Annotated in this window: 15 protein-coding genes; 5 read left to right on the top strand and 10 right to left on the bottom strand. The window is 73.3% G+C overall.

Annotated features, from left to right (window positions below):
• Window positions 1-89 precede the first annotated feature (89 nt).
• Genes sdhC through DNL40_RS01540 form a run of 4 tightly spaced genes read left to right on the top strand, consistent with a single transcriptional unit; the run spans window position 90 to window position 3574 of the window.
• A complete protein-coding gene (gene sdhC / locus DNL40_RS01555) occupies window positions 90-473 on the top strand; it encodes a succinate dehydrogenase, cytochrome b556 subunit (RefSeq protein ID WP_111249464.1) in 384 nt (127 codons plus the stop codon).
• Entirely contained in the window at window positions 473-934 is a 462-nt protein-coding gene (locus tag DNL40_RS01550; protein ID WP_111249463.1) for a succinate dehydrogenase hydrophobic membrane anchor subunit, read from the top strand. Before sdhC ends, DNL40_RS01550 begins: the two co-directional genes overlap by 1 nt.
• A 19-nt stretch (window positions 935-953) precedes the next feature.
• Complete coding sequence (gene sdhA, locus DNL40_RS01545) at window positions 954-2789, top strand: succinate dehydrogenase flavoprotein subunit (protein ID WP_111249462.1); 1836 nt, start codon at window positions 954-956, stop codon at window positions 2787-2789.
• Window positions 2789-3574 (top strand): succinate dehydrogenase iron-sulfur subunit, encoded by a 786-nt coding sequence (locus DNL40_RS01540; protein WP_111249461.1) that lies wholly within the window; start codon window positions 2789-2791, stop codon window positions 3572-3574. Before sdhA ends, DNL40_RS01540 begins: the two co-directional genes overlap by 1 nt.
• A 193-nt stretch (window positions 3575-3767) precedes the next feature.
• On the opposite strand, the gene DNL40_RS01535 is transcribed toward DNL40_RS01540, so the two are convergent.
• From DNL40_RS01535 to sigE, 7 genes are all read right to left on the bottom strand, one after another.
• Window positions 3768-4838, bottom strand: a complete 1071-nt coding sequence (locus tag DNL40_RS01535) for a YihY/virulence factor BrkB family protein (RefSeq protein ID WP_245885566.1) — start codon at window positions 4836-4838, stop codon at window positions 3768-3770.
• 20 nt (window positions 4839-4858) lie between these two features.
• Entirely contained in the window at window positions 4859-5401 is a 543-nt protein-coding gene (locus DNL40_RS01530; RefSeq protein WP_111249460.1) for a 2'-5' RNA ligase family protein, read from the bottom strand.
• Window positions 5402-5412: 11 nt separating this feature from the next.
• The gene (gene trpS, locus DNL40_RS01525; protein ID WP_111249459.1) at window positions 5413-6468 is read right to left on the bottom strand and encodes a tryptophan--tRNA ligase; all 1056 of its coding nucleotides are present in this window, start codon (window positions 6466-6468) and stop codon (window positions 5413-5415) included.
• Window positions 6469-6568: 100 nt separating this feature from the next.
• On the bottom strand, window positions 6569-6970 hold the full coding sequence (locus DNL40_RS01520; protein ID WP_111249458.1) for a twin-arginine translocase TatA/TatE family subunit: 402 nt from the start codon (window positions 6968-6970) through the stop codon (window positions 6569-6571).
• A 63-nt stretch (window positions 6971-7033) separates the two neighbouring features.
• Window positions 7034-8119: a S1C family serine protease gene (locus tag DNL40_RS01515; protein WP_342766628.1), complete on the bottom strand. Its 1086-nt coding sequence runs from the start codon at window positions 8117-8119 to the stop codon at window positions 7034-7036.
• A gap of 359 nt (window positions 8120-8478) precedes the next feature.
• Window positions 8479-9474, bottom strand: a complete 996-nt coding sequence (locus DNL40_RS01510) for a zf-HC2 domain-containing protein (RefSeq protein WP_111249456.1) — start codon at window positions 9472-9474, stop codon at window positions 8479-8481.
• Complete coding sequence (sigE, locus tag DNL40_RS01505) at window positions 9471-10067, bottom strand: RNA polymerase sigma factor SigE (RefSeq protein WP_111249455.1); 597 nt, start codon at window positions 10065-10067, stop codon at window positions 9471-9473. The genes DNL40_RS01510 and sigE overlap by 4 nt, the downstream gene beginning before the upstream one ends.
• A gap of 137 nt (window positions 10068-10204) precedes the next feature.
• On the opposite strand from sigE, the gene DNL40_RS01500 reads away from it, so the two are divergent.
• The gene (locus DNL40_RS01500; protein WP_179950917.1) at window positions 10205-10861 is read left to right on the top strand and encodes an O-methyltransferase; all 657 of its coding nucleotides are present in this window, start codon (window positions 10205-10207) and stop codon (window positions 10859-10861) included.
• Between the two features lie 109 nt (window positions 10862-10970).
• Here DNL40_RS01500 and DNL40_RS01495 read toward each other — a convergent pair whose 3' ends face one another.
• The 3 genes from DNL40_RS01495 to DNL40_RS01485 form a co-directional block, all read right to left on the bottom strand.
• Window positions 10971-11138, bottom strand: coding sequence for a DUF3117 domain-containing protein (locus DNL40_RS01495; protein ID WP_111249454.1), 168 nt, complete (start codon window positions 11136-11138; stop codon window positions 10971-10973).
• A 135-nt stretch (window positions 11139-11273) separates the two neighbouring features.
• Window positions 11274-12215 carry a dihydropteroate synthase gene (gene folP, locus DNL40_RS01490; RefSeq protein ID WP_218925974.1) on the bottom strand — a complete coding sequence of 314 codons (942 nt, stop codon included), beginning with the start codon at window positions 12213-12215 and terminating at the stop codon, window positions 11274-11276.
• Window positions 12212-13039, bottom strand: a complete 828-nt coding sequence (locus DNL40_RS01485; protein WP_111249453.1) for an LOG family protein — start codon at window positions 13037-13039, stop codon at window positions 12212-12214. The genes folP and DNL40_RS01485 overlap by 4 nt, the downstream gene beginning before the upstream one ends.
• Between the last annotated feature and the right edge of the window lie 2 nt (window positions 13040-13041).

The raw sequence follows: 13041 nt of genomic DNA, 5'->3' as shown, positions 1-13041 counted from the left end.
CAGCGTGGGGGCGTCGTCGCAGCGCCACCCAGACCTGGCCGCAGCTGCACAGCCACGACACAGATCGACACTGACCGGAGGCTCCCACCGTGCCTGAAGCACCCGGCGGCACGCTCTACCGCGGCCGCGAAGGCATGTGGTCGTGGGTCGCGCACCGCGTGACCGGCGTCCTCATCTTCTTCTTCCTGCTCGTGCACGTCCTGGACACCTCCCTGGTGCGTGTGAGCCCCGAGGCCTACAACGTGGTCATCAGCGCCTACAAGACGCCGATCATGGGCCTCGGCGAGGCCGGCCTCGTGGCCGCCATCGTCTTCCACGCGTTCAACGGCGTGCGCGTGATCCTCGTGGACTACTGGTCCAAGGGCCCGCGCTACCACCGCGTCATGCTGTACGTGGTGCTGGGCCTGTTCGTCGTGACCATGGCCGGCTTCCTGCCGCGCCATCTCATGAACGTCTTCGGAGGTGGCCACTGATGACCACGACGCCTTCCGCGCAGGTGATCCCCTCGCCCCGCGACCCGTACGCGCGCCGCAAGACCACGCGCGGCAACTACGAGCTCTACAGCTGGGTCTTCATGCGCGCCTCCGGCGTGCTGCTGATCGTGCTGATCTTCGGCCACCTCTTCGTCAACCTCATGGTCGGCGAGGGCGTGCACCGCATCGACTTCGCGTTCGTCGGCGGCAAGTGGACCAGCCCCTTCTGGCAGGTCTGGGACCTGCTGATGCTGTGGCTCGCCATGTTCCACGGCACCAACGGCGTGCGCACGATCATCAACGACTACGCCTCCCGGGACCTGACGCGCGGCATCCTCAAGACGCTGCTCTACCTCGCCTTCGTGATCACGGTCGCGCTCGGCACCCTGGTGATCTTCACGTTCGAGCCGTGCCCGGCGAACGCCGACCCGGCGCTGCTCGCGTCGATCTGCTTCGAGTGACAAAGGACTGATAACCACGATGCAGACACACCAGTACGACGTCGTCATCGTCGGCGCGGGCGGCGCCGGCATGCGCGCAGCGCTCGAGGCGTCCAAGGACGCCCGCACCGCCGTCATCTCCAAGCTCTACCCGACCCGCTCCCACACCGGCGCCGCCCAGGGCGGCATGTGCGCCGCCCTCGCGAACGTCGAGGAGGACAACTGGGAGTGGCACACGTTCGACACGGTCAAGGGCGGCGACTACCTCGTCGACCAGGACGCCGCGGAGATCATGGCCAAGGAGGCCATCGACGCCGTCCTCGACCTCGAGCGCATGGGCCTGCCGTTCAACCGCACGCCCGAGGGCAAGATCGACCAGCGCCGGTTCGGCGGCCACACCCGCAACCACGGCGAGGCCGCGGTGCGCCGCGCCTGCTACGCCGCGGACCGCACCGGCCACATGATCCTGCAGACGCTCTACCAGAACTGCGTCAAGCAGGACGTGGAGTTCTACAACGAGTTCTACGTGCTCGACCTGCTGACCGACCACGACCTCACCACCGAGGAGCTCGAGGACGGCGCCGAGGTCAACGCCACCGGAGTCGTCGCCTACGACCTCGCCACCGGCGAGATCCACGTCTTCCAGGCCAAGGCGATCGTGTTCGCCACCGGCGGCGCCGGCAAGATCTTCAAGACGACGTCCAACGCCCACACCCTGACCGGTGACGGCATGGCGCTCGCCTACCGCCGCGGGCTGCCGCTGGAGGACATGGAGTTCTTCCAGTTCCACCCGACGGGCCTCGCCGGCCTCGGCATCCTCCTGTCGGAGGCCGCCCGAGGCGAGGGCGGCATCCTGCGCAACGGCGAGGGCGAGCGCTTCATGGAGCGCTACGCCCCCACCATCAAGGACCTCGCCCCCCGCGACATCGTCGCCCGGTCGATGGCCAACGAGGTGCGCGAGGGCCGCGGCGCCGGCCCCAACAAGGACTACGTGCTGCTCGACCTGACCCACCTGGAGCCGGCGCACATCGACGCCAAGCTCCCGGACATCACCGAGTTCGCGCGCACCTACCTGGGCGTGGAGCCCTACACCGAGCCCGTGCCCGTCTACCCCACCGCGCACTACGCGATGGGCGGCGTGCCCACCAACGTCGACGGCGAGGTGCTGCGCGACAGCCACAACGTCGTCAAGGGCCTCTACGCCGCCGGCGAGGTCGCCTGCGTCTCGGTGCACGGCTCCAACCGCCTCGGTACCAACTCGCTCCTCGACATCAACGTCTTCGGCAAGCGTTCCGGCCGCTCCGCCGCCGCGTACGCCAAGACCGTCGCTCAGCACAAGCCGCTCCCGGAGAACCCGGCCGAGCGCGTCGTCCAGCAGCTCGAGGAGATGCGCGGTCGCCCCGACGGCGAGCGCGTCGCCGACATCCGCAAGGCGCTCCAGGAGACCATGGACGCCAACGCCCAGGTGTTCCGCACCGGCGAGTCGCTCAACACCGCGCTCTCCGACATCCGCGAGCTGCAGAAGCGGTACAAGAACGTCTCGGTCCAGGACAAGGGCAAGCTGTTCAACACCGACCTGCTCGAGGCGATCGAGCTGGGCTTCCTGCTCGACATCGCCGAGGTCACCGTGCTGGCGGCCATCAACCGCAAGGAGTCCCGCGGCGGCCACTACCGCGAGGACTACCCCCAGCGCGACGACGCCAACTACATGCAGCACACCATGGCGTACCGCCGCCCGACGTCGGCCTCCGACGTCGCCGACGGGCACATCGAGGGCTACTTCGACCACGTCGAGGAGTTCGACGGCTACAAGGTCGTCCTCGGGTCCAAGCCCGTCACCCAGACCCGCTACGAGCCGATGGAGCGGAAGTACTGATGACTGCCGTCGCTGAGAACACCCGCGCCGACGCCGGGACGCAGACCGACGACGCCCCCGGCGCCGTCGCCTCGTTCGAGGTCACCCTCAAGATCCGGCGCTACAACCCCGAGTCCGAGCACGGCGAGAACGTGATCTGGGACGAGTTCACCGTCCAGGCGCACGGCACCGACCGCGTCCTCGACGCCCTGCACAAGATCAAGTGGGAGCAGGACGGCAGCCTCACGTTCCGCCGCTCCTGCGCCCACGGCATCTGCGGGTCCGACGCCATGCGCATCAACGGCCGCAACCGGCTCGCGTGCAAGACGCTCCTCAAGGACGTCAACCCCGACAAGCCGATCACCGTCGAGCCCATCAAGGGCCTGCCCGTGGTCAAGGACCTCGTGGTCGACATGGAGCCGTTCTTCGCCTCCTACCGCGAGATCATGCCGTTCCTCATCACGTCGGGGAACGAGCCCAGCCGGGAGCGCATCCAGTCCCAGGCCGACCGTGACCGGTTCGACGACACCACCAAGTGCATCCTCTGCGCCGCGTGCACGTCGTCCTGCCCCGTCTTCTGGACCGACGGCCAGTACTTCGGCCCGGCCGCCATCGTCAACGCGCACCGCTTCATCTTCGACAGCCGCGACGAGGGTGCCCAGCAGCGCCTCGAGATCCTCAACGACAAGGAAGGCGTGTGGCGCTGCCGCACCACCTTCAACTGCACGGAGGCGTGCCCCCGTGGCATCCAGGTCACCAAGGCCATCCAGGAGGTCAAGCGCGCGATGATCACTCGCGCGTTCTGAGCCTCGTCGGGACCCCAGCCGCGCGCTGAGGTTCGCCGGGCGGGGCCGGGTGCCGATCCGCAGCAGCGTCCACGGGCGCTGCGCGCCCTCCACCTCGGGAGGGAGTGCCGCGGACCGGCACCCGGCCCCGCCCTTCGTCGTCTCACCGTGGCGGCGCCCCCTCCTGCGCCGGGCCGTGCTCGGGAGGCTGGGGTCAGGAGAGCAGCGCTCGGCGGTATCCGCGCACGAACGGGCTCCAGGGGCGGCCCTGGCCCTGGCCCTGCTGCACGATGCGGTCCACCTCCTCGGCGTGACGCCGAGCCGTGAGCTCGTGCTCGGCACGCTCCAGCTCGTCCAGGCGTGGCGGGTCGTACATCCACGCGCACACCATCAGCAGCACCCGGGCCACGAAGTTCACCAGCACAAGGATCGTCACCACCGCGGCACCAGCCGCCAGGAGCGCGTTCCGGTCGCCCGAGCCCACCACCACCGACGTACCCACCCAGCGCAGCACGCCGGCCACGACGCCCGCCGTCAGGCACCCGAGCACGAGGTCGCGACGACCGGGCCGCACTCCCCCGACCAGCACCACGATCCCTGCGACCACGAGCGCGTCGATGACCACGCCGACCGCGGCCGCACCCGCACCGATGGCCACCGCCACCGGCCACGAGCCGCCCAGCCAGTCCTCCACGACGTTGCCGACGGCGCGGGAGGACACCGAGGCCGCCGCCGACGCGACGATGCCCGTCCCCAGCACCAGGAAGCCCACCAGCTGCCACACCCGGGCCAGCAGGGCGTTGTCCTCCTGCGCGAGCACCCCGAACATCGCTCGCACCGACCTGCGCAGCGCTGCCATGACCCCCAGCGCGGAGACCAGGCCGACCACCAGGGCGACCAGCGTGGCGGTGTTGAAGGCCGAGGGCAGCGTGATCTCGTCCGGCTGCAGCACCGCCGTCTCGGGGTCGGAGCCGATCAGGCCAGGCACCCAGACGTCGACCTGGGCGAACACGGCGTCTCGCAGGTCGCTCCGGGCCCCCAGCAGCGACGAGAAGATCGACCAGCCGATCGTCAGCGCCGCGAAGAGGGAGAAGAGGGCGGAGTAGGCGATGCCACCGCAGAGCTGGGCGCCGTTGCGCGCGCCGTACCAGGCGAGCGTCCGCCCCGGGCGCGAGTCCTTCCACCACTCCAGGGCCCGCTGCGCGCGCTCCTTCAGCCGGGCGACGAGCCCCGGGGGCGTGTCAGGTTCGCGCGGGGTGACGGTGCTGGTCGCGGCGGTGCTCACGCGCCGACCCTAGGAAGAGTTCAGGCGTCTCGCAGGGCGAAGCGCCTCTGCTTGCGCCACACGCCGTCGTCCCCGTGCTCGTACTGCCACAGCGCGGTGACGTCGAACTCCGCGTCGAAGTCGGCCATCTCCTCGAACGCCCGGTCCAGGGCCTCGTCCGGGACCTCGTGCGCGACGGTGACGTGCGGGTGGTAGTTGAAGCGCAGCTCCTGGGCCAGCACGCCCGAGCGGGCGGACTGCTCGAGGAGCTCGCACTCCGCGATCCCCGCGACCACGTTGACGAACACGACGGGCGAGATCGGCCGGAAGGTGCCCGAGCCGCGCAGGTGGACCCGGAACGCCGGCATGTCGGCGGTCACCTTCTCCAGGTGCTCCCACACGGCCGGCAGCACGGCCTCGTCCACCACGGTGGGTCCCACCACGGTGATGTGCGGCGGGATGTCCCCCGCCAGCGGGTCGCCGAACCGTGCGCGCGCGGCCTGCAGCTGGGCGCTCCACGGTTCCGGCACCTCGATGGCGATGCCGATGCGGGCCTGGGCAGGCCCGCGCTCGGGAAGGTTCACGCCCGGACCCCTCAGCCCTGGCTCGCGGGCAGCAGCCCGAACCGCTCGTACACGCGCGAGAGCACCGGCCGGGCCATCGCACGGGCGCGCTGCGCGCCGTCGGCCAGCACCTTGTCGAGCTGCGCGGGGTCGGCCAGGTACGTGGCGGCACGCTCCTGGAACGGGACCAGGAACTCCACGACCGCGTCAGCGAGGTCCTTCTTCAGGTAGCCGTACCCCCGGCCGTCGTACTCCGCGGCGATCGTGTCGACGTCACGGCCGGTCACGGCCGAGAAGATCGTCAGGAGGTTGGAGATGCCCGGCTTGGCCTGCGGGTCGTAGCGCACGCCGTAGGTCTCGTCGGCGTCCGTCACGGCGGCCTTGATGGCCTTGGCGGCCTTCTTCGGGTCCTCGAGCAGCCAGACGACGCCCTTGCCGCCGTTGTTCGACTTGCTCATCTTCGCGGTGGGCTCGGAGAGGTCCTGGATCTTGGCGGTCGCCTTGACGATGTGCGCCTCCGGCACCACCACCGTGCCCTCGCCGAAGCGGGCGTTGAGCCGCTCGGCCAGGTCCCGCGTCAGCTCCAGGTGCTGGCGCTGGTCCTCCCCGACGGGCACCAGCGCCGAGTCGTAGAGCAGGATGTCGGCAGCCATGAGCACCGGGTAGGTGAACAGGCCCACGGTGGTGCCGTCGGTCCCCTGCTTGGCCGACTTGTCCTTGAACTGGGTCATGCGGCTGGCCTCGCCGAACCCCGTCTGGCAGCTCAGGAGCCACGCGAGCTCGGTGTGCTCGGGCACGTGCGACTGCACGAACAGCACGGACCGCTCGGGGTCGACACCGCCCGCGAGGTACTGGGCCGCCGTCCGGCGGGTGCGCTCGCGCAGCGCCGCCGGGTCCGGGTTCACCGTCAGGGCGTGCAGGTCCACCACGCAGTACAGCGCCTCGTTGTGCTCCTGGAGAGCCACCCACTGGGTGAGCGCGCCCAGGTAGTTGCCGAGGTGCAGCGAGTCGCTCGTGGGCTGCATGCCGGACAGGATGCGGGGGCGGCCTCCGGCCGTCGGGACGGCGGTAGGTGCGGCGTCGGACATGGGCTCCATTCTGGCAGGTGTGGAGGGGCGCACCGAAACGTGCGCCACGTCGTGGTGCTGATCGCGCCCGACGGACGCGCGCCCGGGCGGTCGCGACCGGTCAGGTGGCCTCGTCGTCGAACGGGGCGGGCTCCTCCGGCGCCCTGGTGCGCACCGCCCCCGCCGCAGCGCCCGCGGCCGCGGCGCCGGCCGTGCCGGCAGCGGCCGAGCGGGCGGCCCCACGCTCGCCGGGGCCGGGCAGCAGCGGGCCGTCCTCGAGCAGCGCCTCGCGCACGATCCGGCGCGGGTCGTACTGGCGCGGGTCCAGCTTGGACCAGTCGACGTCGTCCAGCTCCCCGCCCAGCTCGTCACCGACCCGCGTGCGGGCGTCCTGGACGAACGCCCGCCCTCGCCGCACGAGGGACGCCAGCTGTGACGCGTACTCGGGCAGGCGCTCCGGGCCGATGAGCACCACCGCGAGCACCGCGATGATCAGCAGCTCGCCGCCGTTGATGTCGAACACGTCTGCCAGCCTAACCGGGGAGGGTGAACGGCCGGTGGCGTGCCGGCACCGGCAGCGAGCCCGTCACTCGCTCGCCTGCTCGTCGAGGACGACGCGCAGGTCCCGCTCGGTGTCGCCGGTCCGCACGCGCAGCGTCACCGCGTCGCCCGGGGCCTTGGCCCGGATCGCGACGATGAGCTCGTCGCTGCGCGAGACGGGGCGGCCGTCGATGGCGAGGATGACGTCCCCCGGGCGGATGCCCGCCGCGTCGGCGGGACCGCCGGGCGTCACCGCCGCGCGCCCCTGCTGCTCGGTCGTCGAGACCTGCACCCCTTCGCCGCGGTAGCTGCCGTCGAGCAGCACACCGATGACCGGGTAGGTGGCCGTGCCCGTCGCGATGAGCTGCTCGGTCGTGTGCCGCGCCTGGTTGGAGGGGATCGCGAAGCCCAGCCCGATGCTGCCGGTGGCCTGCTGCGCACCGGGCGGCTGCGCGATCGCGGAGTTGATGCCCACGACCTCGCCGCGGGCGTCCACGAGCGGCCCGCCGGAGTTGCCGGGGTTGATCGCCGCGTCCGTCTGCACCGCGTCGATGAAGGCGGCCTGCGCCGCCTCCCCCGCCTGCACCGGGCGGTGCGTGGCACTGACGATCCCGGTGGTGACGGTCGACTCCAGCCCGAGAGGCGCGCCCACCGCGATCACGGCGTCACCGACGGCGACCTGGTCCGAGTCCCCGAGCACGAGCGGCGTCAGGCCGGTCTCCTCGACCTTGAGCACGGCGAGGTCGTAGTCGGCGGTGCGGCCCACGAGCCGCGCCTCCACCTCGTGGCCGTCGGAGAACGTCACGGTGACGGCAGCCCCCTGGGCGGCCGGGGCCACCACGTGGTTGTTGGTCAGCAGGTAGCCGTCCTCGCGGACCACGAACCCAGAACCTGTCGAGACCCCGGTGGCGCCGGCCACCTCGATCGACACCACGCTGGGCAGCACTGCTGCGGCCAGCGCCGCGACCGACCCGGCCGGGCGGGAGGCGGGTCCCGCGGTGGAGACGGGCAGCGCGTTGTCCGACGTGCGGCCGTGCCGCAGCGTCTCGCTCACCCGGTCGCCCGCGAACCCGCCGACCAGGCCGAGCACCAGCGAGAGGGTCGCCAGGCCCACCACCGTGCGCCCCGGCACGCGCGGACGGTCCGCGCGCCGCGGCCGCACCGTCGCCCCGGGTGCGTGGTCTGCCGGTGCGACGCCGGCGCCCGCGGGGCCGTCGTCCGGCCCGGCGCCCGCTCCGGCCGAGGTCGTCGCCGTCGTCGGGGCAGCACCGGGCACCGCAGATCCGGAGGCCACAGGACCGGCTGGCGACGGGACCGGTGCCGGAGAGGCGCCAGGCACCGCGAGGGCGCCAGGCACCGGGGACGCCGCTGGTGCGGGCGGGGCAGCTGGTACGGGGACGGCCGCCGCGGGCCGCACGGGCCGCACGAGGGGCTCGGGCGGGGCGAAGAGGTCGGTCTGCGGGGTGGGCGCCTCGCCCGTCGGCTCGTGCGTCATGGCTGGGGCTGGGCTCCTGTCGCTGTTCCCGTGACTACGGACCACCCGCGGGCGATCCGCGGCAGGACGCCCGCATCGTAGCCGTCACCCGGGAACGCCGTGAGCACCTGCTCCAGCACCTCCTGCGGCACGTCGGCAGCGACGTCGACGACGACGTCGTCGCACTGCCACGCCACGTGCCACGGCTCGCTCGAGAGCACGGCGACCTCGCGACCCCCGAGCCGCTGCGTCGTGCCCGTGCCCGGGGCGAGACGCCCCACCTGCTCGCGCACGACGACGTGCCCGGCCTCGCCCGACAGGTCCAGCTCGAGGATCTCCCCCCGGGCACCCACCAGGCGCAGCGCGGTCACGTCGAGCCCGGCCGGCAGCGCGTCCGGGCTGACCCAGCCCTGCCGCCCCACCCAGTCGAGCGCTGCGGCGTCGCGCGCGTCGGTGCCCGGGCCCAGGCCGGCGGCCACCGCCGCAGCCCCGGGCGGCACGACGCTGCCGAGGACGTCCTGCCCCGCCGCGGCGGCGTCCGGCCCCGTGCGAGCCAGCAGCGTCAGCACGTGCTGGGGCGAGGGGTCGGGCACCACGACGGGCACGTTCCCGACGGCGAAGAGCGCCGCAGCCGCGGCACCGAGCCCCCCGACGCCGACGCCGACGGCCCGGCGCACCCGCCGCCGTCGGGCCGAGGCAGCGAGGTCACCGGTCAGCGTGCCCTCCCACGGCGCACGGGCCGACCAGGGTCCCGGCTGCGGGCGCTCGCGCAGCGGGTCGCCCTGGGTCGGCGGCACCGTGGCCGACAGGGCCAGCAGGCGAGCGGTGAGGTCGGGCGCCGCGTGGACCTCCTGCGCCGCCGCGAGCGCCCTGCGCGCCTCGCGCGCCGCCTCCAGCTCGGCCGCGCACAGCCCGCACACCGCGACGTGGGACAGCGCGCGCTCCGCCTGGTCGGGAGGCAGCTGGCCGTCGGCGAGCGCGCTCAGCCACGACCCGAGGTGGCCGGCCGTCATGCACCGCTCCGGCGGTGCTCGAGCTCCTGGCGCAGCTGGGCGCGGGCCCGGTGGATGCGCGAGCGCACCGTGCCCAGCTTGACCCCGAGCGTGACCGCGATCTCCTCGTAGGACAGGCCCTCGATGTCGCACAGGACGACGGCGGCCCGGTACTCGGGCCGCAGCGCGTCGAGCGCCGCCTGGACGTCGTGGTCGAGGTTGGCGTGCTCGAACCCGCGCTCCGGGCGCCCGAAGGCGTCGTCGTCGGCCACGCGGGTGGCGTCGTCGCCCATGGACTCCATCCGCACGCGCCGGCTGCGTCGCACGGAGTCCAGGAACAGGTTGGTGGTGATGCGGTGCAGCCAGCCCTCGAACGTGCCGGGCGTGTACCCGGACAACGAGCGGAAGACGCGCAGGAACGTCTCCTGGGTGAGGTCCTCGGCGTCGTGCCGGTTGCCCGTGAGGCGGTAGGCCAGGCGGTAGACGCGGGCGGAGTGCTCGCGCACGATCTCGTCCCACGTCGGCGGGGTCCACGGCTCGGCCGCGGGCGCGACGTCACGGCCGGCGTCGGCGGCGTGCTGCGCGGCGGGAGTGACCTGGTCCACGGTGCTCATCACGCTCCATCGTGCCACGTGGCGCTAGCATCCAGGCGGGTCCGCCACCACGCCGGGGTGCACCTTCACGAGACGTCCGCGTCCCCGTGACCCGCAGCACCTCGTCCACCCGCACGTCAGCCAGCCCGGAGGTTCCCATCAGCGCCGACCTCGACCCCACGGCCGTCCGGTCGCGCACCGCCGGATGGGTGTACAGCGAGGGGTTCGTGCCCGAGGACGACGTGCTGCTGCGTGCACGCGAGCGCGCGGCCGAGCTGGGGTGCCCCGCCGTGCTGCCCGGCGCCGGTGCGCTGCTGAGCGTCGTCGCCGCGGCGCTGCAGGCCCGGGCCGTGGTCGAGGTCGGCACCGGGACAGGGGTCGCGTCCCTGTGGCTGCTGCGCGGCATGCCGTCCGACGGCGTGCTGACCACGATCGACGCCGAGCTCGAGCACCTGCGTGCCGCGCGGACCGCGTTCGCCGAGGAGGGCGTGGCGCCGGCCCGCACCCGTGCGATCCCGGGCCGCCCGCTGGACGTGCTGCCCCGCCTGACCGACGCCGCGTACGACCTCGTGCTGGTGGGCGGCGAGCCGCACGCCTACGCCGACCACGTGGCCGAGGCGTTGCGCCTGCTGCGCCCGGGAGGCGTCGTCGCCGTCGACGGCGCCCTGCACGGCGGCCGCGTGGCCGACCCGGCCCGGCGGGACGAGGTCACGACACTGGTGCGCGAGGTGGGCCGCTCGCTGCGGGCGGACGAGCGACTGGTGCCCGCCCTCGTGCCGTCGGGGGACGGCCTCCTCCTCGCCGTCCGGCGCTGACCACCGGCCACGGGCGCCGGCGGGGGCGCCGCTCACGACGGGGTCCTGGAGACACAGCGAGCGCGGGGCAGGTCACCTGCCCCGCGCTCGCGCGGTCCGGACGGGGCGCTCAGGCCACGACGGCCTGGAGAGCCTCACCGAGCTCGGTCGCCTCCGTGGCGTTCAGCTCGACCACCAGACGGCCACCGCCCTCCAGCGGGACCCGCATGACGATGCCACGTCCCTCCTTGGTGACCTCCAGCGGCCCGTCACCCGTCCGCGGCTTCATCGCAGCCATCTGTGGCTCTCCATTCCGTTGTCCGGTCCTTACGGCCTGGACCATTCTAGTTCACAGGGGGACACGGCCCGGAACCCCTGTGCCCGGGATGCCGCGGATCCGCGCGGCAGGCGCGCCGGGCACGGGCCCCGCCGCTCACGCCAGGCCGCGCAGCACCGCGGCCGGCGACGCCTCGTCACGCACCACCGCCACCATGTCCAGCACGCGCCGGGTGGCCGCGACGTCGTGCGCCCGGAAGACGCGCGCGCCCATCCAGGCCGCGAGCGCCGTGGCGGCCAGCGTGCCCTCGAGCCGCTCGGCCGGCGGCAGGCCGAGGGTCTCCCCCACGAAGTCCTTGCGGCTGAGCGCCATGAGCAGCGGGTGGCCGAGGGTTGCGAGCTCGGACGTGCGGCGCAGCAGGTGGAGGGAGTGCCAGGTGTTCTTGCCGAAGTCGTGGGTGGGGTCCACCAGCACGCTGGCGGGGGGCACCCCGCAGGCCACGGCCCGGGCGGCCGCGCGTCGCAGGGTGCCCAGCACGTCGAGCAGCACGCCGTCGCGCGGGTCGGTGCCGGCCGGGGCGTCGGCGGGCAGCGGGTAGTCGACCCGGTAGGGGTCGGTGCGCGGGGCGGCGCCGCCGGTGTGGGAGCAGACGACGCCGACGCCCGCCTCCCCCGCGACCTCGACGAGGTGGGGGTCGTGGCCGGCCCAGGTGTCGTTGAGCAGGTCCGCGCCCGCGGCCACCGCCTCGCGCGCGACGCCGGAGCGCCACGTGTCCACGGAGATCACCAGGTCGGGCAGCGCCTCGCGCACGCGGGCCACGAACGGCACCACGCGGCGGACCTCCTCGGCCTCGTCGACCTCCGGCCCGACCCCGGCGCGCACGCCGCCGACGTCGAGGATCTCGGCGCCCTCCTCCCACGCTCGGTGGGCGGCGTCGAGGGCGGCGGCGTCGTCGGCGAGCCGCGCCGGGGCGTAGAACGAGTCGGTGGTGCGGTTGACGATGGCCATGACCACGCCGCGGCGGGAGCCGTCGGCGCCGAGCCCCAGCTCACGGCCGCGCAGCACGAGCGGGGTGCCCGCCGCGGGGACGGCGCTCACTCCGACGACGTCGCCGCGGCCGCCTGGTCCTGGCGCAGCGCCTCGACCGCCTCACGCTCCTCGGCAGCCAGCCGCGCTCCGCGCTCGATCACGTAGTCCACGGCCTCGCGGGGGTCGTCGGTGAGGTGCAGGAGGTCCGGGTCGGCCTCGCCGATCATGCCGCGGTCGAGCACGGCGGTGCGGATCCACTCGAGCAGGCCGCCCCAGTAGTCGGTGCCCACGAGGGCCAGGGGGAAGCCGGTCACCTTGTGGGTCTGCACGAGCGTGAGCGCCTCGAACAGCTCGTCGAAGGTGCCGAACCCGCCCGGCATCACCACGAAGCCCTGCGCGTACTTGACGAACATCGTCTTGCGGGCGAAGAAGTACCGGAAGTTGACGCCCAGGTTGACGTACTCGTTCATGCCCTGCTCGAAGGGCAGCTCGATGCCCAGCCCGACGGACTTGCCGCCGGCCTCGGCGGCCCCCTTGTTGGCGGCCTCCATGATGCCGGGGCCACCGCCCGTGATCACGGCGTAGCCCGCCTCGACGAGCATGCGCCCCACCTCGACGGCGGCGGCGTAGTCGGCGTGGTCGCGCGGGGTGCGGGCGGAGCCGAACACCGAGACCGCCGGGCCGAGCTCGGCCAGGGCACCGAACCCCTCGACGAACTCCGACTGGATGCGCATGACGCGCCACGGGTCGGAGTGGAGCCAGTCGGCGCCCTCCCCCGCGGCGAGGAGGCGCTGGTCGGTGGTCTGTGCGGGGATCTGCGTGCCGCGCAGCAGCACCGGCCCCTTGCGGTAGCCGGCGCCCTTCTGGGCCACGCCGTCGTCAGAGCTGCTCATGC

This window comes from Xylanimonas oleitrophica, assembly GCF_003244315.1.
GTDB classification, from domain to species: domain Bacteria; phylum Actinomycetota; class Actinomycetes; order Actinomycetales; family Cellulomonadaceae; genus Xylanimonas_A; species Xylanimonas_A oleitrophica.
This window is presented reverse-complemented; position numbering and strand designations above follow the sequence as displayed.

Coding starts and splice junctions, on each gene's coding strand:
- sdhA (WP_111249462.1), top strand. CDS start 954: ATGCAGACACACCAGTACGACGTCGTCATCGTCGGCGCGGGCGGCGCC.
- DNL40_RS01550 (WP_111249463.1), top strand. CDS start 473: ATGACCACGACGCCTTCCGCGCAGGTGATCCCCTCGCCCCGCGACCCG.
- DNL40_RS01485 (WP_111249453.1), bottom strand. CDS start 13,039: ATGAGCAGCTCTGACGACGGCGTGGCCCAGAAGGGCGCCGGCTACCGC.
- DNL40_RS01495 (WP_111249454.1), bottom strand. CDS start 11,138: ATGGCTGCGATGAAGCCGCGGACGGGTGACGGGCCGCTGGAGGTCACC.
- trpS (WP_111249459.1), bottom strand. CDS start 6,468: ATGTCCGACGCCGCACCTACCGCCGTCCCGACGGCCGGAGGCCGCCCC.
- DNL40_RS01540 (WP_111249461.1), top strand. CDS start 2,789: ATGACTGCCGTCGCTGAGAACACCCGCGCCGACGCCGGGACGCAGACC.
- sigE (WP_111249455.1), bottom strand. CDS start 10,067: ATGAGCACCGTGGACCAGGTCACTCCCGCCGCGCAGCACGCCGCCGAC.
- DNL40_RS01510 (WP_111249456.1), bottom strand. CDS start 9,474: ATGACGGCCGGCCACCTCGGGTCGTGGCTGAGCGCGCTCGCCGACGGC.